This is a genomic window from Vagococcus fluvialis (assembly GCF_003337315.1).
GTDB lineage: Bacteria > Bacillota > Bacilli > Lactobacillales > Vagococcaceae > Vagococcus > Vagococcus fluvialis.
Window position 1 is genome coordinate 46,363 of the sequence record NZ_QPJV01000003.1, and the last position, 23,115, is coordinate 69,477.

General features: G+C 32.9%; 23 protein-coding genes. 10 read left to right on the forward strand and 13 right to left on the reverse strand.

The genetic code is table 11. The features are described 5' to 3' along the window. Positions 1-72: 72 nt before the first annotated feature. Positions 73-1,224: a cation:proton antiporter gene (locus DFR54_RS03910; protein WP_114288996.1), complete on the reverse strand. Its 1,152-nt coding sequence runs from the start codon at positions 1,222-1,224 to the stop codon at positions 73-75. Between the two features lie 30 nt (positions 1,225-1,254). Beyond that, on the reverse strand, positions 1,255-2,337 hold the full coding sequence (locus tag DFR54_RS03915; RefSeq protein WP_114288997.1) for a DUF4172 domain-containing protein: 1,083 nt from the start codon (positions 2,335-2,337) through the stop codon (positions 1,255-1,257). 267 nt (positions 2,338-2,604) lie between these two features. Between DFR54_RS03915 and DFR54_RS13205 the strand changes: the two genes are divergently transcribed. Beyond that, positions 2,605-2,775: a hypothetical protein gene (locus tag DFR54_RS13205; protein WP_170126914.1), complete on the forward strand. Its 171-nt coding sequence runs from the start codon at positions 2,605-2,607 to the stop codon at positions 2,773-2,775. 210 nt (positions 2,776-2,985) lie between these two features. On the opposite strand, the gene DFR54_RS03920 is transcribed toward DFR54_RS13205, so the two are convergent. The 7 genes from DFR54_RS03920 to DFR54_RS03950 all read right to left on the reverse strand — a co-directional run bounded on the left by DFR54_RS03920 (position 2,986) and on the right by DFR54_RS03950 (position 10,195). After that, positions 2,986-4,437 carry an LlaJI family restriction endonuclease gene (locus DFR54_RS03920; protein ID WP_114288998.1) on the reverse strand — a complete coding sequence of 484 codons (1,452 nt, stop codon included), beginning with the start codon at positions 4,435-4,437 and terminating at the stop codon, positions 2,986-2,988. Positions 4,438-4,448: 11 nt separating this feature from the next. Continuing rightward, positions 4,449-5,984, reverse strand: a complete 1,536-nt coding sequence (locus DFR54_RS03925; RefSeq protein WP_114288999.1) for an AAA family ATPase — start codon at positions 5,982-5,984, stop codon at positions 4,449-4,451. A gap of 94 nt (positions 5,985-6,078) precedes the next feature. Continuing rightward, positions 6,079-7,122 carry a DNA cytosine methyltransferase gene (locus tag DFR54_RS03930; RefSeq protein WP_114289000.1) on the reverse strand — a complete coding sequence of 348 codons (1,044 nt, stop codon included), beginning with the start codon at positions 7,120-7,122 and terminating at the stop codon, positions 6,079-6,081. A gap of 27 nt (positions 7,123-7,149) precedes the next feature. Further along, a complete protein-coding gene (locus tag DFR54_RS03935) occupies positions 7,150-8,211 on the reverse strand; it encodes a DNA cytosine methyltransferase (protein WP_114289001.1) in 1,062 nt (353 codons plus the stop codon). Between the two features lies 1 nt (position 8,212). Continuing rightward, a complete protein-coding gene (locus DFR54_RS03940; RefSeq protein WP_114289002.1) occupies positions 8,213-8,419 on the reverse strand; it encodes a helix-turn-helix domain-containing protein in 207 nt (68 codons plus the stop codon). A 144-nt stretch (positions 8,420-8,563) separates the two neighbouring features. Continuing rightward, positions 8,564-9,172, reverse strand: a complete 609-nt coding sequence (locus DFR54_RS03945) for a GNAT family N-acetyltransferase (protein WP_114289003.1) — start codon at positions 9,170-9,172, stop codon at positions 8,564-8,566. A 198-nt stretch (positions 9,173-9,370) separates the two neighbouring features. Next, complete coding sequence (locus DFR54_RS03950) at positions 9,371-10,195, reverse strand: aldo/keto reductase (RefSeq protein WP_114289004.1); 825 nt, start codon at positions 10,193-10,195, stop codon at positions 9,371-9,373. A 406-nt stretch (positions 10,196-10,601) separates the two neighbouring features. Between DFR54_RS03950 and DFR54_RS13450 the strand changes: the two genes are divergently transcribed. Beyond that, the gene (locus DFR54_RS13450) at positions 10,602-10,730 is read left to right on the forward strand and encodes a hypothetical protein (RefSeq protein WP_282957094.1); all 129 of its coding nucleotides are present in this window, start codon (positions 10,602-10,604) and stop codon (positions 10,728-10,730) included. Between the two features lie 25 nt (positions 10,731-10,755). On the opposite strand, the gene DFR54_RS03955 is transcribed toward DFR54_RS13450, so the two are convergent. Both DFR54_RS03955 and DFR54_RS03960 read right to left on the reverse strand, forming a co-directional pair. Then, positions 10,756-11,718, reverse strand: coding sequence for an NADPH:quinone reductase (locus DFR54_RS03955; protein ID WP_114289005.1), 963 nt, complete (start codon positions 11,716-11,718; stop codon positions 10,756-10,758). A gap of 74 nt (positions 11,719-11,792) precedes the next feature. Further along, the gene (locus tag DFR54_RS03960; protein WP_114289006.1) at positions 11,793-14,243 is read right to left on the reverse strand and encodes a DsrE/DsrF/DrsH-like family protein; all 2,451 of its coding nucleotides are present in this window, start codon (positions 14,241-14,243) and stop codon (positions 11,793-11,795) included. A 104-nt stretch (positions 14,244-14,347) separates the two neighbouring features. Between DFR54_RS03960 and DFR54_RS03965 the strand changes: the two genes are divergently transcribed. The 3 genes from DFR54_RS03965 to DFR54_RS03975 all read left to right on the forward strand — a co-directional run bounded on the left by DFR54_RS03965 (position 14,348) and on the right by DFR54_RS03975 (position 15,853). Then, positions 14,348-14,659: a rhodanese-like domain-containing protein gene (locus DFR54_RS03965; protein WP_086340855.1), complete on the forward strand. Its 312-nt coding sequence runs from the start codon at positions 14,348-14,350 to the stop codon at positions 14,657-14,659. 16 nt (positions 14,660-14,675) lie between these two features. Beyond that, positions 14,676-14,972 (forward strand): rhodanese-like domain-containing protein, encoded by a 297-nt coding sequence (locus DFR54_RS03970; RefSeq protein WP_086340856.1) that lies wholly within the window; start codon positions 14,676-14,678, stop codon positions 14,970-14,972. A 350-nt stretch (positions 14,973-15,322) separates the two neighbouring features. Continuing rightward, complete coding sequence (locus tag DFR54_RS03975; protein WP_240913521.1) at positions 15,323-15,853, forward strand: ferredoxin reductase domain-containing protein; 531 nt, start codon at positions 15,323-15,325, stop codon at positions 15,851-15,853. Between the two features lie 50 nt (positions 15,854-15,903). On the opposite strand, the gene DFR54_RS03980 is transcribed toward DFR54_RS03975, so the two are convergent. Next, positions 15,904-16,788 carry a LysR family transcriptional regulator gene (locus DFR54_RS03980; RefSeq protein WP_114289007.1) on the reverse strand — a complete coding sequence of 295 codons (885 nt, stop codon included), beginning with the start codon at positions 16,786-16,788 and terminating at the stop codon, positions 15,904-15,906. A 170-nt stretch (positions 16,789-16,958) separates the two neighbouring features. On the opposite strand from DFR54_RS03980, the gene DFR54_RS03985 reads away from it, so the two are divergent. The 3 genes from DFR54_RS03985 to DFR54_RS03995 are packed head-to-tail and all read left to right on the forward strand — an operon-like array spanning position 16,959 to position 19,213. Next, on the forward strand, positions 16,959-17,378 hold the full coding sequence (locus DFR54_RS03985) for a CidA/LrgA family protein (protein WP_114289008.1): 420 nt from the start codon (positions 16,959-16,961) through the stop codon (positions 17,376-17,378). Further along, positions 17,368-18,075 carry an LrgB family protein gene (locus DFR54_RS03990; RefSeq protein ID WP_086340861.1) on the forward strand — a complete coding sequence of 236 codons (708 nt, stop codon included), beginning with the start codon at positions 17,368-17,370 and terminating at the stop codon, positions 18,073-18,075. Before DFR54_RS03985 ends, DFR54_RS03990 begins: the two co-directional genes overlap by 11 nt. A gap of 28 nt (positions 18,076-18,103) precedes the next feature. Further along, the gene (locus DFR54_RS03995; RefSeq protein WP_114289009.1) at positions 18,104-19,213 is read left to right on the forward strand and encodes a lactate oxidase; all 1,110 of its coding nucleotides are present in this window, start codon (positions 18,104-18,106) and stop codon (positions 19,211-19,213) included. A gap of 46 nt (positions 19,214-19,259) precedes the next feature. Here the strand turns inward: DFR54_RS03995 and DFR54_RS04000 are convergent, their stop codons facing one another. Continuing rightward, positions 19,260-20,804, reverse strand: coding sequence for a ClC family H(+)/Cl(-) exchange transporter (locus tag DFR54_RS04000; RefSeq protein ID WP_114289010.1), 1,545 nt, complete (start codon positions 20,802-20,804; stop codon positions 19,260-19,262). A 234-nt stretch (positions 20,805-21,038) separates the two neighbouring features. Between DFR54_RS04000 and DFR54_RS04005 the strand changes: the two genes are divergently transcribed. After that, complete coding sequence (locus DFR54_RS04005; protein ID WP_114289011.1) at positions 21,039-22,052, forward strand: DUF6933 domain-containing protein; 1,014 nt, start codon at positions 21,039-21,041, stop codon at positions 22,050-22,052. A 91-nt stretch (positions 22,053-22,143) separates the two neighbouring features. Continuing rightward, a complete protein-coding gene (locus DFR54_RS04010; protein WP_114289012.1) occupies positions 22,144-23,115 on the forward strand; it encodes a tRNA dihydrouridine synthase in 972 nt (323 codons plus the stop codon).

Here is a 23,115-nt window from a genome sequence, read left to right on the forward strand (position 1 = left end):
TATAAAAGGTTTGAAAATAAAATATGTTAGAAATGAAATAAAGTTTAGCTTATATAAGCTAAACTTTATTTTTTAGGCGTTATTCTTAACTTTTGTAAAGAAGTATTTGAGCATAGGAGGTGCAATCAGAGTTGTTAGAATGACAGAAATGATAACAGTGGTATAGTACTCTTCAGAAAGAAGTTGAGAACTAAGTCCTGTCGCTGCGATAATCAAAGCAACCTCACCACGTGAAACCATACCAGAACCGATAGCAAATGATTGATTGTTATCAAACCCTGTAGCCTTAGCACCTAGGTAACCACCGAATAGTTTAGATAAAACAGCGACCACTGTACAAATTACTAAGAACCAAAGCTGTGACAGTACGCCATCAAATGACACACTTAACCCAACACTAATATAGAAGAAAGGAACAAAAAAGCCATTAGCAATTGGTTCAACAGAATGTTCAACTTCATGTTGGAACTCTGTTGTTGAAATGAATAGACCCGCTAAGAAAGTTCCAATAATACCTGCCATACCAAGTTTTTCACCAAAATAGGCAAAGCCAAAAGCGATAATTAAGGCACCAGCTGTTGTAGGTACAGTTACGTTAAATTTTGAAAATAGTTTTAAGAAGAACGGAACGACGTAAATTCCTAAAATAATGGCTACTACAAAGAAAATGGTCTTTTTAAGAAGTAACATAGGTACTGAAACGCTAGATGTGTCGTTTCCTAAGAATGACATAATAAATGCCAATAGTGTTACAACTAAAATATCATCAACAACAGCTGCTCCAAGAATCGTTGTTGACTCTCTTGTTGTCATAACATCCATTTCTTTTAGGACTTGAACAGTGATGCTGACAGAAGTGGCTGAGAATAAAACACCAAAAAAGAGTGACTCAGCTGTTGAAAAATCAAATATTTTACCTACTCCAAAAGCACTAGCAAATGGAAGGATGATTCCAAGCACAGCGACTGCAAGTGATGGTTTCCAATTTTTCTTTAGTTGTTCTGCATCTGTTTCTAGTCCTGCTAAAAACATTAATAATAGGACACCGATATTTGAAAATTGTTGAATAATGGTAGAGTCTTGAACCCAACCTAAAATAGCAGGGCCAATTAAAATACTAACTAATAGTTTTCCGAGTACAGCAGGTTGCCCTATTTTGGTTGCTAAGTGACCTGCCAGTTTAGTGCTAAATAAAATCAATACAATTAAAAATAATATTTCCATCTAATTCTCCTTTTTTATTGTTTAAATTATTTACTTTTTGATAAGCGTGATTGCTTCGATAACTTTTGGATTTAAGCGATAAGTAACAGGTTTTTCTCCTCGTTTTTCAATTAAATTTTTTTCTAGTAATAAAGCTTCAATTTTTCTCATCATATAAGGGGATATATTTTTATGAGCAAAAGAGAGAATACTTTTTCTAGAAAGAAGTTCCTTTGGATAGTAAAGAGCATGGTCAAAGTAAACCTCAAATACATCAAAAGCAAAAGGTATTTTTTGCAGCTCACTCTGAAGTTGTTCTGTTACTTTAGATCGTAAATAATGGTTTATTTCGAGTTTCTCAATTAATTTTTGTTGTTGACTAATGAGAAGAGTCAGCTGATCGATTACATAAAAAGTTGCTTCATTAAAATTTTCAGGATTATCTAGTGTAGAAAAAGATAATAAATATTGCTTTTGATTACTTACAATGCCTTGTGAAACTAGAAGAGCTGATAATATGTCTAACTCTTTTGAAAGTTCAAAAGAATAAATAAAACGGGCTGTATCTTGCTGATTGGGTAATGATTTTATAAATAGGTAATGAAATATAAAAATTCTTAAAATCTTAGGGAAATTATCGTCATCTTTTTCTAAAAATGAATAGAGATTTTTAGTTGAGCTATCTAGGTTGTCAGAAATAAAAGATTTTATATGATTTTGATTTTCTGTTGTTAGTGAAAAATATAATGAGACGAGTGAATTTTCTGGCTGCTTAGTGCGTTTTTCTTTAAGTTGTTGCAGAAATTGACTAATTTTTTTTCTTTTTAGCGTAGTATTTTCTAATTCGCTAGTAGCTACCAGTTCTTCAGTTAATAGATAATCAATTAATTCTTCTTGTTCTATTAGATCTAATTTTGAATAGTGGTGTATTAGTTGATTTGAATTTTTGTAGACCTGACTAATCAAAAAGGTAAGCCTAGGTAAATTGTAGATAAATAAAGGTAAGTCTAGATGAGTTATTGTTTGTGGTAATGAATCGCTACGAATCGTACATGGAGAATTAAATCTCTTGTTATATTCGGCCTTCATAGAATCAGGTGACAATATCATTTTTTCTAGTTTATTATAAGTCATTCTCTACCTCCTATCGTTAAATATATATATAATTTTAACGATAGAGTGTTATTTAGTCAAATGTAAGCTTCTTTAATTAACGATTAATTAGAAAGATAATGATTTCAGAAAGAAGTTTTAAGAACTAATAAAACAAATGTTATATTTAATTAGATAAAATATATTATTTAGGAGTTTATTAATGAATTTTATGAAGAAGTTTTTTTTAGGGATTGGTATAGGAATTGTTTTTGTCTTTCTGCTAATGATATTTATGAAGAGCCTGAGGTGACAATAGAAAGTAGTAGTGTAGTTGAGGAAGTTATCAAATCATCAGAAGCTCCTAAAATAGAACCAAAAGATGTGATTATTACTGAAGGTAATGTTGAAGATTGGGATCATATATTAGATGATTGGGAGATTGAAGAAGCTAAGCGGGAGGATGCTTATTATGAGTAGGGATGTAAAAAGAATTAATCAGAAATAAACATTGAAGTAGAATAACTTTATTTATAACGTTATGAATATTACTAATAAATATACTTCAAAAGTTTTTTATTTATCAGAAAACAAAAAGTAATAGTAAAAAAACAACGATCCTCATATCTTGGAATAGGAGATCGTTGTTTTTGTTGTCATATGGTGGTAAATATTGTATCTAGAAGAGTATTAGTTTTTTCTTAAGTATTCTGAAAATATTTTTTGACAGTCTTTTTTTATAACATCGAGAGTGGCATATGTGCTTGAAGGGAATAAATCCATTTTAACTGATCCGAAATGAATTTCATCTAGATCACCTAGCTCTCCAGGCATAATAAAAGTATTTTTTATATTTTCTTTATAATCGTTTTTTGTAATAAATTCTGCAAATAATTGTTGGTATAGATATTGTTTAATAACATCATTAACCCCAGGATTATGTACTAATTTACCATCGATGATATCAATTAAATAATATTTTGCGTCATATATATGGAATTCATCTTTCGTGATTGAAAGAACATCTAATCTCAATGGACTACCCTCGTAATCTCTGTTATCTACTATCCATTTAGGTTTTTCTACTGCATTCTTCAATTTTGTATCTAATTCATTAGCATATTTATCAGGAATGATAACACCTTTATCTTTTAATGAAGCTAATGTTTCATCTAGATCATTTCGATAGACTAATTGACAAACATCCTCCCATACTTTATCAAATTTTGGAACTCCATATAATTCAACTTTGGTTATGCTATTTTCTTTGTTTTCTATAGCAAGATACATTTTTAATAAATGTAAAAGTTCAATTTGATGAGTGACAAATTGTTGGTTAAACTCTTTATCGAGAGAGTCCATAAGAAATGTATAATCATTTAAATCAGATATGATAGAACTTTCTTCAACATCTAAATAGAGTCCTAAAATCCCTAGTGTATCTTCGAATTCTTGAGAGATATTGAAAAGAATAGCTAGTTGTATTTGTCTTACAATATTCAGCTCATCTAAATGAATATTTTCTGTATAAATATTTGGATAGATAGGAAATTTTCCAGAGAGGATTACAGGTAACTCGTTAATTGTTTTCTCCCAAAGTATGGGGCCTTCTCCATCCGTCTCTATTAAGGACAAATTAGTTTGGTATAAGCCATAATGATGAAAATGTTCAATTAATTGAATGGCAATTGCCAACTTGTTGCCATCTTCTGGAGCGGATCCCTCTGTGAGTAATAATTCCTGAATTCTTCTATGTTTATATTTAGAAATAACTTTAATGATTTGTCTGAATTTAGAAAAACTATTATTTTTATCCTCTATAATATTATCAATATATTTTGGATAAATAACGATAGTAATATTTCTTATAACAATAATCCCAACGTAGGTAAACTGATAAGTCTCTTCATTTTTTAGTTTTTCATCGATACCCTCATTATCATCTTCTTGGTCAATCATTGTTAAATCTTTTATACCTAAGTGGGGGAATCTATGCTTAATATATGTAGTTCTAGTTAGTTCATTTAAAATGGAGTCGAATTTTTCTGGATCATGAACAAGGCCTAATTTAGCAATTAAGTCTTGTTCAGTATTAGTCCCAACTGTATATGCTTCTAATTCTTTTAGTATTACTAGAGACATAGAGGTGCCTCCTATTCAAAATGAATATCATTAAAGATATTTGGACCATGTTCTCTAAACTGAGTACAGATGTTTGAATAATACATTTCATTGTCTGTAATGTAGTCAGGATTAAAAAATTCTCTTTTTCTCATTTTAATTGCATCTTCAAAGAGATACATTAAAACTTTTGTTTCGAAGGCCTTAGTTAGTTCTTTCTCACCTTTATCCATGATATTTTTTGATATAAAGTAAGGTCCCATTAACTTGTCTTCAGAAATTCTTTCTTGTAGCATTTTGTGATTAATTTTTTTTCTAAGTTCATTCCATAGCAAAGGCTCTTGAATATTTTTGTAATAAATAGTCTTGTTACTAAAATATACTTCTTCATCAGAACTTAAATGGTTGACATCAAATTTAACAAAATCCCAACGACGTTTAAAAGCAGTATCTATAGGCATAACCCCTTGGTCTGCCCCGTTCATAGAGGCCCAAATATAGAAGTTATTAGGAAAATATAATCCTTCATTTTCTAATTTATCTCGTATATCATCACGTATAGTAGAATCTTGTTTTAATATACCTGTATCTTTATTCTTTAGATGAGTTTGCAAATCTTCAGATATAAAGATAGGGTACACACTTTCCCCATCTTCTCTATCTAGTAATTGGAAAGTATCACCAAATACTGCAGCAACGTTAGCTCTATTAATTTCCTCAATTAAAAGTAGAAACCTTTTATCAGGATTCATATAGGCTTTTTCTAATTGTTTTAATAACGGTCCAGGTATATATCTATATGTTATAGGATAATCTTTATCTCCGTCTGTAGGGAAAGGTTTAAAAACGCCTACAAATTGTCCGTAACTCATACTTGGATGAAAGGTCACTCTTTCAAAAGCTATATCATTACCATAAATAAAATGGGTGTTAGCTAATTCTTTTAGTTGGAAACTTTTTCCTGTGCCAGGTGCACCTGAGAAAATCTGTTGGTGCGGTTGATCTAATGTTGTTAGGATTTCTTCAGTATCTTCTCTGACTAAATTTATATTCTCAAATTCAGGAAGAGGAGTATATTCAATTTTTAGAGTATGTAGTTGTGTATCAATAATCAGATTAATTTCTCCTGGACGTGAAGTTAAGTCATAGAGCTTCTTAAACCAAGAAAAATCGCGTTCATCTGGAAGAGTAGGGATTTTATTTGAATGTTTTCGCCTAACTTGCAATTTTGAATTAGGGCCAGCAACAATTAATAAATTTCTTGGAACAGAGTTATCTGTATCTAAAATTGTAAGAATGTGATTACCCAACTCTAGAGAATAGTTAGAAGACAATATAAAAAATTTATCTAAGTGACTATCAGGATCAATATTCCTTAGATCAGATTGAGTGAGATTAGTATTTTCAAAAACATTGTGATTTAATGCGTTATCAAAAAATTCTTGTGGGATATTATAACTACCTTGACCTCCTCCGGTTGTTGGAGAGTTTTCAATAATATATCCTTTAATGTCTAATTTATTTTTTGAAAAACTGTTACCTAAAGAAATCGAGTCTGTTATATTCATGTTGATTAATTACCTACCCTTCAATTTTATTATTTAATTATATCAAAAATAAAAAAATAAAGTATCTCAAATAGACACTTTATTTTTTTGTATATTATTTTATTAACATATTCATAATTTGATTGGCAATTGAAAATGCTAATAAAGGAGGAACAGCATTCCCTACTTGCGTGTATTGACTAGTTTTAGAACCTTGGAAGATAAAACTATCTGGAAAACTCTGTATTCTAGCAGATTCTCTAACAGTAGGAACACGGTTTTCTTTATAGTGAAAATAATTTCTATGTCCGCAATCAATCGTGTTACTAGGTAATGAACTATTCATACGTCTAAAGGCATTGTTATAATTTCTAACTTTATAATATTCTTCTGGTAAGTCTTTTATGGAGCCACCATCTGGAACCATTTTAATAATATCAATAGTTTTTTGAGTATGTCTAGTTATTTCATGATTATGTATTTTCTCAGAATTATTGCGAATAAACTTTTGATAATCGTTAACTGGATCGTGAATATAATCAATTGGTTCTCTATCTTGTGCAGGAACAGGTAAGTCGCTAATTGCATCACTAGTAGTAACAATATTTTTTGTAATCATTTCATCAAAATTAAAAAATTCCGATGGAAATATATCTTTCTTGAGGCCAACGAAAAATACTCTCTTTCTAGATTGTGGAACTCCATAATTAGAAGCTGTTAGTAGCCTAAACGATACATTATAGCCTATAGATTCAAATTGTTGAATAATATCTTCCCTGTAAGTTCCATTATTTAAACTAAGAAGTCCACTAACATTTTCTAAAACAAAAAATTCAGGTTGAATTATATCAACAAATCTTACGTATTCAATGTATAATGAATTTCTTGGGTCATTAGTACTTCGAGTCCCAACCATACTGAAACCTTGACAAGGAGGCCCTCCGATGATTCCTTTTACTCCTATGTTTTTATATTCTATTAATTGTTCATTAGTAAATTCATGAATATCAGTTGTCGTTCCTACTGGTTTTTTATGATTAAAATTGTAGGTATCAATCGCGTCACTCCATTTATCAATAGCCAGTACAGATTCAAAACCAGCTTGTTCAAATCCTAAACTAAGGCCACCAGCACCTGAAAATAAATCTATAATTTTCATTATTACACTCCTAGTACGTATCTATTATTATATTTCTAAAATTTTTTTAATTTCTTCCGCAATTACTTGAGCCAATAAAGGAGGCACTGCATTTCCGACCTGCCTAAATTGTTGAGTTTTAGTGCCTTTGAAAATAAAAGAATCCTGAAAAGATTGAATTCGTGCAGACTCACGAACTGTTGGAACTCTATTAAATTTTGGATGGAAATAATTCATATGCCCTGTGTCTATCGTGATAGAGGGTTCATTATAGTTTAATCTTCTATATGCAGATGAATGACGATTGTCTCTAGTTGTATCCCAAAGGTACTCAGGAACATCCTTCCAATTACCTCCTTGAGGGACATGTTTTATTCTTTCGACAACTTTATCATTGTGAACAGAAATATCATGGTTTTCTATGGTAAGGGAATTAGGATCAAAATAATAATTTTGAATTTCACTTAGGTTACTTCCCATTAGAGTATTACCACTTTTACCCGATTCTAATTCTTCTAAATCAATTATAGCATCTGATACTGTAGTATTTTTAAATATAGGTTTTAAATTATTGAAATCAAATGACTTATTTAAATCTTCTTTTAAACCAACGAAAAATGCTCGTCGTCTGATTTGAGGTACACCATAATCTGCAGAGGATAAGACTTTCACTTGAACGTCATATCCTAGTTTTTTAGTTATGCTCAATATTCTGTCTTTTGCGAATCCATTATCACGTGTTAGGATTTGGGGGACGTTTTCTATAACAAAAAACTGAGGTTTAATTATACGTACAAAACGTAAATATTCGAAAAACAGATGATTTCTTGGATCATCTTCATCTTTTAAATATCGATTAGCCGCACTAAAACCTTGACAGGGTGGCCCTCCAATTATTCCATCAATATTCCCTACTAAATGTTTTGATATATCTTCGTTAGTAATAGAAGATATATCTCCATGAAAATGAAATTTTGTTTCAAAATTATATGTATGCGTTTCAATAGCAGCATCATCAAATTCAACACCGCCATAAATATTGAATCCTGCATTTCTGAAGCCTAAGCTCAATCCTCCGGCACCACAAAATAAATCTAATACATTTGTCATATTAATTCTCCTCTATACACTCTACTATTTCTGAAATATTACAATTTAAAAATATGCAAATTCTTAGTAAAGCATCAGTTGTTACATTTTGATTTGTTCTTAACTTTTGGATAGTACTAGAACTAAGTTTTGCTTCTCTTTTTAAGTCTTTTTGCTTGATATCTCTATCTATCATGAGTTTCCATAAAGGTTTATAACTAATTTTCATTATATATATCCACCTAAAAAAATGACATCTATAACTCTTTTAAAAGACTTATAGATCTCTTTTTGATTTTTTTGAACCATAAGAAGACTTAATTATTATATGCTATCATTTTTTAAAAGTCAAACATACGTTCTTAATATAAGGTTATAAAAGAGTTTCATCCCCACACCTCATAAACCACCATTCTTTAATTCCTGTCATGGAACTTCCAATCAAGCTACTTAAATCCTTATCAATCTCAAAGCCTTCTGAATGGTACAAATGAACTGCATTAGCGTTGTTTTTAGCTACGTGAAGTGTTAAAAAATCCTCCTCACAATGAGTTTTACAATAATTAATCAGCTTTCGGCCAATGCCTAATCCTCTAAAAACAGGTGAGACGGCAATGAAATCAATATGTAATTCATTTTCTTTTGGTTGGTGCGATAAAAAGCCAAGTAAAAGCCAGACTTTTGCCTGTTTAGCTTTTGAGAAATTTTGTTTCAAGTAATGTGTTAATAATTTTGAGCTTTCATGTTTAGTAATAACATACAAGCAGCCGCAGATTTTTTGATTTTTTTCTGCAATGATTAAGTTTTCTGACTTTTCTGATGACAGAAAGGTACTAAGTGCAGTGGCAATGTTTCGTGCTTCTTCTTGTGTAAAAAAGTGGTGGGTAAATTTGGCTTCAAAACCCGCTAATATTAGTTCTGTTAATGGTTCGATTAATTTTTCTTTTGAATAGTTGGTTCCTGATTGAATTAAAAGGTTCATGTCAATCACTCCTATTAAGTAATAAAGAGAGTATAAGGTGTGAAGTCACCACACAGTCAAGAAAAAGGTTAGGCAAATCTGATTGCCTAGCCTTTTTACTTTTATTCATATTCACAGCAATTGAAATTTTGTAATTCTTTTTGAGTGTTTTGACTTTGATTTAGCCTTTTCTCCAATCACCGAATATCTTGATTAGATTTATTTCTCAATCACAAAAATATCTGGATTTTTATTAACACGCTCACCAGTGTGAAGCTCGTCAATTTTTGCCATTTCGTCATCTGACAATTCAAAGTCAAAAACATCTAAATTCGCAGCAATACGGTCTTTATTAATTGATTTTGGAATTGCTGTAATGCCGTTTTGAATATCCCAGCGTAAAATAACTTGAGCAACCGATTTATTATGAGTTTCTCCAATCTCTTTAATCACTGAATTTTCTAGTAAGCTACCGTGACCAAGTGGTGAATAAGCAGTAATCGCAATATCTCTTTCCTTGCAATAAGCTACTAAATCTTTTTGATTTAAACCTGGATGGAGCTCAATTTGGTTAATCATTGGTTTGATTTTAGCCGTGGTCATTAAATCTTCAATGTGTTGTGGGTGGAAATTTGAAATCCCAATCGCTTTAGCACGACCAGATTCATAAATTTCCTCCATCGCACGCCAAGTTTCGTGATATTTTTCAGTAATTGGCCAGTGAATTAAATATAAATCCACATAATCAAGTTGTAGACGTTCTAAACTTTCATTGAAAGAAGCATGAGTTTCATCATAACCTTGCATATCATTGTAAACTTTTGTTGTAACAAATAAATCTTCTCTATTAATACCAGACTGTTTAATTCCTTCTCCAACAGCTGCCTCATTTTGATAAACAACCGCTGTATCTATCGCTTTATAACCAGCTTCAATCGCCCATTTAACAGCGTTGATTCCTTCTTCTGGGTCTTTTACTTGCCAAGTACCTAATCCGATAAAAGGCATTTTTACACCATTATTTAATGTAATTGTTTTTGACATGTGATCTCCTCCGTTATCTTGATAGCTTAAGAGTACCACAGATTGGACTAGCAATCTTTTAAAAGGTTTTGTAAGTGGAAAAAGTCGCTAAAGTTGACGAAAAAATATTTTTATACTATATTCATGAACCTATTCATAATTTTGAGAAAGAGTAAACCAATGAGTCTAAGAGAGCAAAAAAAGAAAGAATTACAAGAAAAAATCCAAGTAGCAGCTAGAGAACTTTTTTTAGAAAAAGAATTTGATAACAGCTTTTATTTTTGGTCAAGGAATTGATGATACAGGTATAACAAACGTGGCAACTTTAATCTCAGCTTTAATTAGTGAATTGAATTAACAAAATTAGCCCAAATAGAGCGTACTGTGTGGCGGAATTCTTTATCATCTCTAAATTTTTGTTGTGATTATGGCTCAACAAGTGTTAGATTTTTCATTCGTACAAATTCCACGCCAAGTGACCTACATTAAGAAAAATTATCCTGATGAAGCAGATAAAATTTTAAGTCAGAAAAAATTAATTCCATTTATTCACTAAAAAAGAACTCAATCAAGAGTTCTTTTTAATTACATTTCAATAGTATTTTTCCTTTTGAGGCTTCATGAATAATATCATGTTGTGCTTGAGAGGCTTTTTCTAGTGCATAAATAGGTCCAATCTCAGGCTTTAAAACCTTTTTAGTAAGATACTCTTCAATGGCATCTAAACTTTCAGCTCGCTCTACTTGAGTAGCATTCCAAATGGCAATTCCACGAATATCCGCTTCTTTAGCCATAGTTAATCTGGGATTAAAATCAAGTGAACCGCGATTACCAATAATCATCACACGTCCACGAGTATTTAAGACTTCTAAATCTTTTTCTAGATTCACATTTGCTAGCATCTCAATAACTAAATCCACACCGTCTATCTTGTCTAGATAACCCTCTTCGTTGTGATTTAGAACTAAGTCAGCACCATTAGCTCTAACTTTCTCCATGTTTTCTTTGTTACCAGCAGTTCCAATAACATAAGCTCCAGCATCTTTAGCCATTTGAAGAGCCAGTATGCCCACGCCACCTGAAGCACCGTGAATTAACACACGTTCACCTTTTTTAAGCTGCCCTCTTTGAAATAGCGCACGGTAAGCAGCCGTTGCTGGAATACCAAGTGCAGCGCCAGTTTCAAAACTAGTGGTTTCACCTAAATGTCTAATCGAGTCAGTTGAGGTAATCATCCACTGAGCATAAGTACCTGTGAAAAATTCTCCTAAAGCCGAAGCAATAAATACCCGGTCGCCTATTTTATAATTAGTAACGCCTTCTCCAACCTCTTCAATGACCCCCGCTCCATCAAAACCTGGTGTATAAGGTAGTGGTGGATTAAAAAAGGCATATCCACCTTGTCTAATATAAGCTTCAGCAGGATTCACACCTGCGTAGTACAACTTTATTTTAACTTGTTCTTTTCCAAGTGGGGCAATTTCTTTAGTCACATATTTTAAAACACCTACGTCTCCAAACTCAGTCATCTCAATAGCTTTCATGTGATTACCTCCTAAAAATAATCTAACTTATTACAAGTATAGTCTATTAATCAGGAAATGGAAAAATAAGTTGATTAAATAAAGAGATTTAAATTCGCTTGCTCACTGTCACCTAAATAAGTTGCAACGCCACCAAACTCTACAAAATCAAATAATTCGTCACGTTCAATCCCCATGATATCCATGCTCATCGTACAAGCGACAAATTTCACACCAAGTTCGTTAGCTTTTTTAATCATTGTTGGTAAGGATTCAACATTTTTTTGTTTCATAACTGTTTTAATCATTTTTGAACCTAGGCCAGCCATGTTCATCTTAGAAATAGGAAGTTTGTTGGCACTATTTGGTAACATTATATCAAACATTTTTCCTAATCCTTTTTTCTTCACTTTTTGTTGTTTTAAAATACTTAATCCCCAAAAAGTGAAGAATAGAGTAACATCTTTTCCCATAGCAGCAGCTCCTGAGGCAATAATCATGGAGGCTAAAGCTTTATCTAAATCACCACTAAAGACTACCATAGTCGCCCCATTTTTCCCTTCAATCAGTTTTCCTTCTTCTGGTAATAGGTCTAGATTTAAGTTACCTTTTGCAACAGTAGCAACTACTTTACCGTCTTTGATCTGATTATCGATAATCGTGTTGCCAGTATTTTTAGCCCATGCCTCGATATCTGCATGAAATCCAAAATCACTTGCTTGAACAATCATTTGTTGGCCTTGTGCCATCTTATCCATCTGTTCTTTTACTTTTAAAATAGGTCCAGGACATTGTAATCCACATGCATCTACTTCAATTGTTTCAAAAGCTGGTTGTTTAGTAGATGTTGTTTGTTGTTTTAGAGTTTCTTTTTTTGATTCCGGTATATGTCGGTCTGTTAACTGATAGTTAGCTATTTTATATGTTTTGTATCCACCATCTAGGTTTTTTACTGTAAAACCATGATGCATTAACACTCTAGCAGCATTATAACCTCGTTGTCCGACTTGGCAATAGATATAAATAGTTTCGTCTTTAGGTAACTCATCTAAACGGTTTCGAAGTTGATTTAAAGGAATCAAGTGGCTGCCATTTATTTCACCAGTAGCTAATTCAAAGTCTTCTCTCACATCTAAGAAATAACTATTTTTTTCTATTAAGTTATCAACTTCATACCATTGAAAGGTATTAACTTTTTGGTGAAGAATATTATCGGCTGTATATCCTAGCATATTAACAGGATCTTTAGCACTTGAATAAGGCGGAGCGTACGCTAACTCTAAATCAGCTAATTTATCAGCAGTTGCCCCTAACTTCATAGCAGTTGCAATCACGTCTATTCTTTTTTCAACACCATCTGTTCCAATTCCTTGAGCTCCTAAAATTTTTCCATCTGTTCCGTACAATAATTTCAAATGGATGGGACTGGCATTAGGATAATACCCAGCGTGTGAATTAGGGTGTATGTGAATAGCTGTGAAGTCGATTCCTTTATTTTTTAATAGACGCTCACTATTACCAGTTGAAGCAACTGTTAATTCAAATACTTTAGCAACAGATGTTCCTTGAGTTCCTGAATAATCAATAGATAAACCATTAATAATATCAGCAACAAGACGGCCTTGACGATTAGCAGGCCAAGCAAGTGGAATATTAGTCGGTGATTGATCAACAAAATCGGGCACTTCAATCACATCACCAATCGCATAAATATCAGCTAGATTGGTTTCGAAATTTTCGGAAACTTTAATGGCTTGCTTAAATCCAAGTTCAATTCCAGCTTCTTTAGCTAAAGTGTTTTCTGGAATAACACCAATTGAAAGGATAGTCATATCTGTTTGAAGGACTTTTCCACTAGTAAGTAGTAATTGCTTACCATTCTCTTGAAATTCTTTTAGACCGTCATTTAAGAATAAATCAACACCATGTAAATTAATTTGAGTATGAAGTTGTTGTGCCATTTCTATATCAATATTGGGCATAACTTGGGGAGCCATTTCAACTAATTGGACGTGAATGCCAAGTTCTTTTAAATTCTCCATCATTTCTAAACCAATAAAACCACCACCAATAACAGTAGCTGTTTGAACATTTTGAGTCTCGATATAATGTTTGATTTGATCCATATCAGGAATATTTCTTAAGCTAAATACATTTAAAGCTGAATCAATGCCCTTAATTGGAGGAATAAAGGCTTTTGCTCCTGTTGAAATAATTAATTTATCAAATGTTTCTTGATAGATTTTATTAGTTGGGTAGTGATGAATAGTTAGTTCTTTTTTCTCATAATTAATGGAAGTGACTTCGGAATAATTTCGGATATCAATGTTGTATTGATCTTTCATACCCTCTACGGTTTGTAAAAGTAAGTCATCTCTGTCTTTAATAACACCACCAACATGATAAGGTAAACCACAATTAGCGAAAGAAATGAACTCTCCTTTTTCAAAAAGAATAATCTCTGTTTCTTCACTAAGCCTTCTTAAACGTGTTGCAGCAGTAGCTCCCCCTGCAACACCGCCAATAATTAATATTTTTTGTTTCATCATAATTCTCCTTTAATATGTGTAAGTTTAATTTGTTGACAAAATAAGTTGTTACCTGTTTAATATACCCTATAAGGTATATAGAAGACAAGGAGATAATTATTATGTTTAGTTTATTCAACAAGATTCCATCCATTTCAACAAAAGAATTAGAAGACAAGTTATCTGAAAAAATAGTATTATTAGATGTACGAACGCAAGCAGAATTTAAAGGTGGGCACATTCATCAAGCTATTAGTAAGCCTCTAGACAAAATGAATACCTACAATGGTAAAGAAAAAGATGTTTATGTCATTTGTCAGTCAGGAATGCGTAGTAAAAAGGCAGCAAAAACATTAAAAAATAAAGGCTATAATGTAGTAAATGTTCGCGGTGGTATGAGTCAATGGCGCGGATCAGTTGTTCGAGGAAAATAAGAAAAGAGGAAAAAAGATGTTTAAATCAATGGGAATGCCAGAATTTTATCAAGAGGCAAAAAGAAGTCAATTAGCTATTATTGATGTGAGAGAAGTATTTGAATACGAAATGGGACACATTCCAGGGGCTATTAATTTACCTTTAAGTGAGATTGGAGATACCTTTGAAACGTTAGAAAAAGAAACACCGTATTTCTTAATTTGCCAATCAGGTTCAAGATCAGCAATGGCAGGTGAATTTTTAGGTAACCAAGGTTATGATGTGACCAATATTTTAGGTGGTATGGGTTCATGGCCAGGAGACATGGAATAAATTTAGAATAGTTAGTTTAGAGAAAACTTTTGGCTTGTTTTTCTTTAAACCTATTTTCAGAAGTTATGTGGATGGTTTTATATCTTTCATAGCTTCTTTTCTTTTTGTTGATATTGAGAATCGTTATCAGTTGGTGCATATTTAATAGCGAAGACTTTTAAAAGAAAAGAGGGTCACAAATGGAAATTTTTTGGACAAAAGTTAAAGATATTATAAAAGAAACATCTGAAATAAATACATACATCTTAGAATGCCCAAAAGAGTTTACTTAGAAAGCTGGTGCTCATACGCATTTTGCTTTAGAAGGATTTAATATAGGGGAGAAATCAAATAGAAGTTTAGTCAGACATATGTCGATTTCAACTTTACCCGAAGAAGAAGCGATTGGTATTACAACAAGAGTTAAAGAAGAATGTTCTGAGTTTAAGTCGATTTTAAGAAGTGAAGGTATTGGTAAAAAAGTAGCTCTTTTTAAAACATCAACAAATATGCCATTAAAAAGAGAACACCGTCCGATTTACTTATTATCATCAGGAGTAGGAATTGCTACATTTAGACCACTATTACTGGATTATTTAAAAGATGATTCAGGGGTAGCGAGTATCCATTCACTAAATGTGGATTCAACTGGAGACTTTTTATTTGGTGATATTTTTCAATCTGATAAAGCCAAAGGAATCAGTGTTGAGTCAGTGACAAGTCGCAAAGCTTATTATGATGCCTTATCATTATTGGCATTAGATAAAACAGCCTTTTTTTATATTGTCGGAAGTGATGATTTCTTAACAGAAAACATTACAGTACTACAAAAGGCTGGTATTTGGAATGAACGTATTGTCTTAGATAAACATGATTTCCAGTTAGAGAAATTTTTGAAATAATACTAATAAAAGACTATGAGATAAGTTTAGTTACCTATCTCATAGTCTTTTTATCCTATTCCTTTTGTCAAATCAACGACGGCATCATTGAAGCTTTTTTGAAATTGATTAAAATTACGACTTTGATTAACAATTAAGCTGATTAAAATATTTGGAGCATTTTCAATTGGGACTTTGACAAGTGGCGCATGTTTTGGGACAATAATATCACTCATAAAAGCAACCATATTAGTTGAAGAAGCTACCGATACGGCAGTCCGAATTTCTTTAGTATAAAGAACTTGGGGCTTTTTCATGTGATTATCATCCAACCATTTTTGAAAGACGCGCTCGTGAAGGTATCCTTTCTCTAGAGAGATACAGGAAGTGTTTTTAATGTCGCTAATTAATAAACGTTTCTTTTTAGCTAAAGGATTATTTACCGAAACCCAAGCAGACATCTCTTCTTGCTGAAGAGGAATTTGCATAATGTGGTACGGATCCACTGGTGAAAAATCGCTGGCAATAATTGCTAAAGGAACTTCTCCATCTCTAACAAGTTCCATCATCGCATCAGAACTTTCTTCTTCAATAAGTTTGAGTGAATCAGCGTATTTACCAAGTTTTGGTAAAAGCTGAGGCATAAAGTGACCGCCAATTGTTGGCAAAAGTCCAAAATAAACAATTTGATGATTAAAGTCATGAATTTCTTCATGTGCTTGTTCAATTGATGTGATAATTTGCTCTGAGTATTTTAATAATATAAGACCTGTTTCGGTCAAAGCGAGTTTTTTGTGATTATTTTTTCTATCTATTAAAAGAGTATCTAACTCTTCTTCTAAGCGTTTAATTGCCATGGAAATCGATGGCTGTGAGATGTAGAAGTAGGATGCTGTCTCAGTGAAGCTAAGAGTTTTAGCCAAATGATTAAAGTAAGTTAAATCTTTGATATTCATCTGAATCTTCCTTTGCTTGTGATTTTTGTATCATAAGTAAAACATATCATTCTTCTGTTAACATAAATTTTACTTATGATAACATAATTAATCGGTATTATCCAAAGATAGAAATGCATGATATATTGAGTTCGTTAAAACGTTTACAGGTAATGGAAGGACGGATTTTTGTGAAGTTGATCAAGGAAATATTTATCATTATGCTATTCGCATTTTTAGGAGAAATGATTTCTCTTCTTTTATTAAATGTCATGGTAGTGCCTGGTAGTGTGATAGGAATGGTGTTACTCTTTTTAGCTCTTCATTATAAAGTAGTACCAATGAAGTCAGTTGAAGAGGTAGGAACATGGCTAACCAATAATATGGGAATCTTTTTTGTTCCTGCAGGAGTTGGTTTGATGGCTAATTTCGACACACTAGCTGATACTTGGTGGCAATTACTTCTAGTGATTGTTGTAACTACTGCTTTAATGATGGCTTTTGTAGGGAAAGTGGTTCAAACAATGAAGCGTAAGTTTGATAAAAAGACCTTACTAAGTATGGAACATCATTTAGAAGAAAGAAAAGGAGGAGACACTCATGTTAAGTAAGTTAGCAACGAGCCCCTTCTTGTGGATTTCATTAACTGCTGGTCTTTATTTATTAGGTGGAAAACTAAAAGCGAAATGGCCTCTAAACCCATTGTTTAATCCATTAGTATTCTCAATTACGATTATTATTGGTATTTTGATGTTATTCAATATTCCATTAGAAACTTACGAGCAAGGTGGGCAATTATTTAGTTTACTGATTACCCCAGCTACAGTAGCACTTGCAATTAAGTTGGAACAAAATTTTGAGTACTTTAAAAAATATTATCCAGCGATTTTAGTGGGAATTTTAACAGGGGTTATTTTCCATACAGCGATGATTTATTTCTTCTCAATTTTACTGAAACTTGATAAAAATCTAGTCATGACTTTAATACCAAAATCTATTACTACTGCTATTGCAGTTGATGTTTCAAGCGCATTAGGAGGCATTGTTTCCTTAACCGTTGCTGTAGTCGTTTTTACAGGTGTTGTTGGTTCCCTAGTTGGCCCATGGATTATGAAGGTATTTAATATTACAGACCCTGTTGCACAAGGTGTGGCTTTTGGTAGCTCAGCCCATGCAGTAGGAACCTCAAAAGCGATTGAACTTGGTGAAATCCAAGGAGCTATGTCAGGCTTATCGATTGTAATTACAGGTATCACTGTTGTTATCCTTGCGCCATTAACTGGACCGATTACCAATTTATTCTTTTAAAATAAAAAAATGATAAGGCGGGTTTCAAATGACAGAACAAATCACATATGATGCACCAACAATCGAACAAGAAATCGAAGTAATCAGTACCTATCACTTAGAAGAAGCGGCAAGTCACGTTGTACCTAAGGGTGGATTTGATTATATGGCAGGTGGATCTGGAAAAGAATTTACTTTAAAACGTAATGACTCAGCATGGAATAAAAAAGGTATCTTACCTCGTGTTTTAGCCAATGTAGAAAATCCAGATACATCGACATCAATTTTTGAACATGATTTAAAAGTACCATTTATTATGGCGCCAATCGCAGCGCACGGCTTAGCTCATGCGACTAAAGAAGCTGGAACAGCGCGTGGTATTTCTGAATTTGGAGGCACAATTATGTCAATCAGTGCTTACTCAGGAGCAACTTTTGAAGAGATTGATAAAGGCTTAAATGGTAATCCACGTTGGTTCCAAATTTATATGAGTAAAGATGAAGAAATGAATAAAAACATCTTAGATGAAGCTAAACAAGATGGTGCAACAGCGATTATTTTAACGGCTGATGCAACTTTAAGTGGTAATCGTGAGCGTGATATTACGAATAAATTTGTTTACCCATTTGGTATGCCAATTGTTTCTCGTTACTTAACAGGTTCTGGTAAGAACATGTCATTAAATAATATTTACGCTCAATCAAAACAAAAAATTGAGCCAGCAGATGTGAAATTCATCGCTGAATATTCTGGTTTACCTGTTTTTGTTAAAGGCATTCAAACACCAGAAGATGCGTTACTTGCCATTGGAGCAGGAGCTTCAGGTATTTGGGTATCAAACCATGGTGGACGTCAATTAGACCAAGCACCAGGCTCATTTGAAACCCTTGAAGCAATTTCTAAAGCTGTTGCTGGTCAAGTACCAATCGTATTTGATAGTGGTGTGCGACGTGGGGAACATATCTTTAAAGCTTTAGCTAGTGGCGCAGATATTATTGCTGTCGGTCGTCCAGTATTGTTTGGACTTGCTTTAGGTGGCTACAAAGGTGTTAAATCAGTTTTAGAATACTTTGAAACTGACTTAAAACGTGTGATGCAATTAGCAGGGACACAAACTATTGAAGACGTGAAAAACACTCAGTTGTTTGATATGGAATAATAAAAAAGCTTTTCCAAAGGAATCATATTCCGATGGAAAAGCTTTTTTATGAAGAATGGCTTCTCATGATTAAATCTTGTTTCAAACTTTCAGCTAGCCCTTCATCAGTTAGAATAATAAGGACGTCACCACAGTGAATCAGAGTATCTCCATGAGGGATAAATTCACTTTCTCCGCGTCTTATAGAGGTTAGAAGCATATGGCTTGGCCAGTTAATATCTCGAACCATCTGCTCATCAAATAGACTCTCCACGATAATTGGGAACTCAATAATTGTTTTCGAACCTTTAATATCCTCCTCATCTGAAGTAACTAAGTTTTCTAATAATGATTCGTAAATAGGTTTACCTTTTAAGAAGTCAACGGTGATATAACTAATAAGTACGACCACTCCTATAGACATTAAATGAGAAAAACTACCAACCATTTCAGTGATTAGAATCATACCGGTCAAAGGAGCTTTACTAATAGCTGAAAAATAGCCAGCCATAGCTAAAATGAGAAAGCTTTTAATATATATACTATCAATGCCTATAGTCTGGGTTAAAATAGTACCAAATAAGACGCCGATAATGGCCCCTAAACTTAGTATAGGTAAGAAAATACCACCTGGAAGGCCAGATCCGTAAGAAATCATGGAAAATAAAAAACGAAAGATAAATAACGTTATCAGTATTAAAATGCTGAAGTTATTAGTAGTTAATTGAATAATGATGTCATGTCCTCCTCCCAGTAAACTAGGAAGAAATAACCCAATGGGAATAACCAATAAAATAGGTATGACACCATAAAAATAGGAAGGTAATTTCGGAATCTTTTGAAATATTTTTGACGAATATAAAAGAACCTGTTGATAGCCTATTGCTAGGGTACCGATTAAAATCCCTAAAATGATTAACGTCCAGTAATATTTTAAAGGTAATGTTTCCAGTTCTCCAATGTAGAGAGTGGGTTGTAGGCCAAAAAAGTGCATCGAAACAAAATTACTTGTAATAGTCGCTGAAAAAGCTGTTAATAAAACAAGAGGTGAGAAAGAGTGGTGAACTTCTTCTAAGATGAATAACAAGCCAGCAATAGGTGCGTTAAAAGCAGCCGATAAACCAGCGCTAGCACCACTAGAAATAAGTATTTTTTTCTCAGCATTAGTTGTCTTTGTGTGTTCTCCAATACCTTGAGCAACAACCGCACCTAGTTGAATTGATGGGCCTTCACGTCCAAGAAATAGTCCCATACCAAGTGCGAGAATGCCTCCAACAAATTTTTTCCACAAAACGGACCACCAATTAATACTCAGCTGGCCTCTTAATTGTCCTTCGACTTGTGGAATCCCGCTCCCTTTAATATTAGGATCACTTTTGATTAATCTGCCAAGAATATAAGCCACCATCAAACTGATCAGGATCCAGCCTAAAATAGCGATAGGGTGTTGCTTTAAGTAATAATAAATAGTATCTAAATGGTGTGAGACAAAACCGATAGCGAGTCTAAATAAGCTGACAACTAAACCAACGGCTAGTCCAATCAAAACACCCTTACCAATAAACAAAATCTTTGTGCCATCTAATTTGCGAATATCATCGTAATACTTCATCATAAACTCCTTTTAATTTATGTTAGTTAAGGTATGTGATAAAAGGAGCTAGCTAAATCCATAACAAGCTTTAATTAAATGATTAAAGACTAGTCTGTCTCTGATTTGGCTTATTTTTTTCAACAGTGTCAACTTCTTTCTCTGTGATTCTATTATCTATGTTACTATAAAAGTGTAAAAATTAAAAATACATTTGTTGTTGTTAATTCAGTCATTTAAAAAGGAGAGGTAAATATGATTATTCATGCTACTAAAAAAGCATTACCATTATTTAGTTACTTAACACCGTCAAAAGATGTAGATGAAGCTAAAATACACTCCAATCAAAATCCATTAAACAGTTGGCATGCTAATTACTTTAATGTGAATCGAAAGAAAATGTTATTGTTAGTGAATGATGCTTCTCTTTATACGATTCTGATCCCCGATGTCAACGCTACTAGAAAAAAAGAATTAGATAAACTTATTAGTGAGGCTCTAAAAATACAGTTAAAAACAGATGACTTTCTAACATCTTTAACAGATCCTTATTTAGAGCAGCTAGGGGAAATTGAAGTCGCGACTGGTTATAACAGAAAAGTGACAAGTACTTCTAATCATTTTATTTTAATGCTAGAAAATTATATTTTTGAAGAACGTAAAGCTTTGTCACCTACCAAATTAGCTTCTTGGCTAAATGAAGTACCCGTATCTTCTCTTAAACATGTTTATCCTTTCAGGGAATTAAAAGCTTGGTTAAGCGGGGAAGAAAAGCCGATTTCGAACGAAGGGTTACTTGTTAATGGAAAAGTCAAAATTGATAAAACTTGGGACGATTTTTCTGTATGGCAAGAAAAAAGCAACAAAGTTGAGTGTGAAGAACTAGATCCTATGACGTTAGAACAAGATTATATACGTCATTCTGAAAACTTAGTGAATGGATTTATAACGTATCTTGAGAAGGAAGAAAATTTATCTAACAAAGTGGTGAGAAGACATGCAGATAATGCTAGTGTTTTTATGGATTTTTTAATGTTTTCAGTTCTTTACACACCTTTAGGGGATGGAACGGATTTAACGATTTATTTCTATTGGTTAATTGATAAGGGAATTGTTATGTCTGATTATGGTTTTAACGGACAAATAGCAGCACTAAAAAAATTCTATCAGTTTTTATACTATGTAAATGAAATTGATGCTCAGGAATTGAAAGAGAGAAAAGAAAATATTAGAGACAGTAAAGAGATTATATTTGACTTATTAATTTGATATGAGCTTGATAGCTCCTTTTTGATTCTTCTTGTTTTTCTTAGTATAATAAGCAAAGAAAATTAGTCTTAAGAGAAACGGAGTATATATAATGACAACCAATTTTTGGGCAGAATTACCAAAGCCTTTTTTTATTTTAGCACCAATGGAAGATGTGACTGATGTTGTGTTTCGCCATGTTGTAAAAACAGCAGGAGCACCAGATGTATTCTTTACAGAATTTACTAACTCAGACAGCTATTGTCATCCAGATGGTCGTGACAGTGTACGTGGACGTTTAGTTTTTACTGAGGATGAACAGCCAATTGTTGCCCATATTTGGGGAGATAAACCTGAATTTTTCCGTGAAATGAGTATTGGAATGGCAGAGATGGGCTTTAAAGGAATCGATATTAACATGGGATGTCCTGTGCCAAACGTAGCCGATAGAGGTAAGGGAAGTGGTTTAATACTTCGTCCTGAAACAGCAGCAGAATTAATCGAAGCAGCTAAAGTTGGAGGCCTCCCAGTTAGCGTGAAAACTCGACTTGGTTTTAAAGAATTATCAGAGATGGAAGCTTGGATTACACATTTGTTAAAACAAGACATTGCTAATCTGTCTATTCATTTAAGAACAAGAGAAGAGATGAGTAAAGTAGATGCTCATTTTGATATGATTCCAGCGATTATGAAAATTCGTGATGAGGTAGCACCAAATACTTTAATCACGATTAATGGAGATATTTTAGACCGTCAAATGGGACTAGAACTGGTTGAGAAATACGGAGTAGATGGGATTATGATTGGCCGCGGTGTCTTTAAGAATCCTTATTGCTTTGAAAAAGAACCTAAAGAGCATACTTCAGAAGAGTTACTTGGTTTACTGAATTTACAAATTGATTTACAAGATAAATACGGTGAATTAGTCCCACGTTCAATCGTTGGCTTACATCGTTTCTTTAAGATTTATGTTAAAGGTTTCCCAGGAGCAAGTGATTTACGTGTGAAATTAATGGGAACAAAGTCAACAGATGAAGTAAGAGAAATATTGGCTGCTTTTAAACGTGGGGAGTTTATACCGTAA

Bases quoted from the DNA above. Each gene is read 5' to 3' on its own strand.
- DFR54_RS03910 (WP_114288996.1), bottom strand. From the start codon at position 1,224: ATGGAAATATTATTTTTAATTGTATTGATTTTATTTAGCACTAAACTG.
- DFR54_RS03915 (WP_114288997.1), bottom strand. From the start codon at position 2,337: ATGACTTATAATAAACTAGAAAAAATGATATTGTCACCTGATTCTATG.
- DFR54_RS03920 (WP_114288998.1), bottom strand. From the start codon at position 4,437: ATGTCTCTAGTAATACTAAAAGAATTAGAAGCATATACAGTTGGGACT.
- DFR54_RS03925 (WP_114288999.1), bottom strand. From the start codon at position 5,984: ATGAATATAACAGACTCGATTTCTTTAGGTAACAGTTTTTCAAAAAAT.
- DFR54_RS03930 (WP_114289000.1), bottom strand. From the start codon at position 7,122: ATGAAAATTATAGATTTATTTTCAGGTGCTGGTGGCCTTAGTTTAGGA.
- DFR54_RS03935 (WP_114289001.1), bottom strand. From the start codon at position 8,211: ATGACAAATGTATTAGATTTATTTTGTGGTGCCGGAGGATTGAGCTTA.
- DFR54_RS03940 (WP_114289002.1), bottom strand. From the start codon at position 8,419: ATGAAAATTAGTTATAAACCTTTATGGAAACTCATGATAGATAGAGAT.
- DFR54_RS03945 (WP_114289003.1), bottom strand. From the start codon at position 9,172: ATGAACCTTTTAATTCAATCAGGAACCAACTATTCAAAAGAAAAATTA.
- DFR54_RS03950 (WP_114289004.1), bottom strand. From the start codon at position 10,195: ATGTCAAAAACAATTACATTAAATAATGGTGTAAAAATGCCTTTTATC.
- DFR54_RS13450 (WP_282957094.1), top strand. From the start codon at position 10,602: ATGGCTCAACAAGTGTTAGATTTTTCATTCGTACAAATTCCACGCCAA.
- DFR54_RS03955 (WP_114289005.1), bottom strand. From the start codon at position 11,718: ATGAAAGCTATTGAGATGACTGAGTTTGGAGACGTAGGTGTTTTAAAA.
- DFR54_RS03960 (WP_114289006.1), bottom strand. From the start codon at position 14,243: ATGAAACAAAAAATATTAATTATTGGCGGTGTTGCAGGGGGAGCTACT.
- DFR54_RS03965 (WP_086340855.1), top strand. From the start codon at position 14,348: ATGTTTAGTTTATTCAACAAGATTCCATCCATTTCAACAAAAGAATTA.
- DFR54_RS03970 (WP_086340856.1), top strand. From the start codon at position 14,676: ATGTTTAAATCAATGGGAATGCCAGAATTTTATCAAGAGGCAAAAAGA.
- DFR54_RS03975 (WP_240913521.1), top strand. From the start codon at position 15,323: ATGTCGATTTCAACTTTACCCGAAGAAGAAGCGATTGGTATTACAACA.
- DFR54_RS03980 (WP_114289007.1), bottom strand. From the start codon at position 16,788: ATGAATATCAAAGATTTAACTTACTTTAATCATTTGGCTAAAACTCTT.
- DFR54_RS03990 (WP_086340861.1), top strand. From the start codon at position 17,368: ATGTTAAGTAAGTTAGCAACGAGCCCCTTCTTGTGGATTTCATTAACT.
- DFR54_RS03995 (WP_114289009.1), top strand. From the start codon at position 18,104: ATGACAGAACAAATCACATATGATGCACCAACAATCGAACAAGAAATC.
- DFR54_RS04000 (WP_114289010.1), bottom strand. From the start codon at position 20,804: ATGAAGTATTACGATGATATTCGCAAATTAGATGGCACAAAGATTTTG.
- DFR54_RS04005 (WP_114289011.1), top strand. From the start codon at position 21,039: ATGATTATTCATGCTACTAAAAAAGCATTACCATTATTTAGTTACTTA.
- DFR54_RS04010 (WP_114289012.1), top strand. From the start codon at position 22,144: ATGACAACCAATTTTTGGGCAGAATTACCAAAGCCTTTTTTTATTTTA.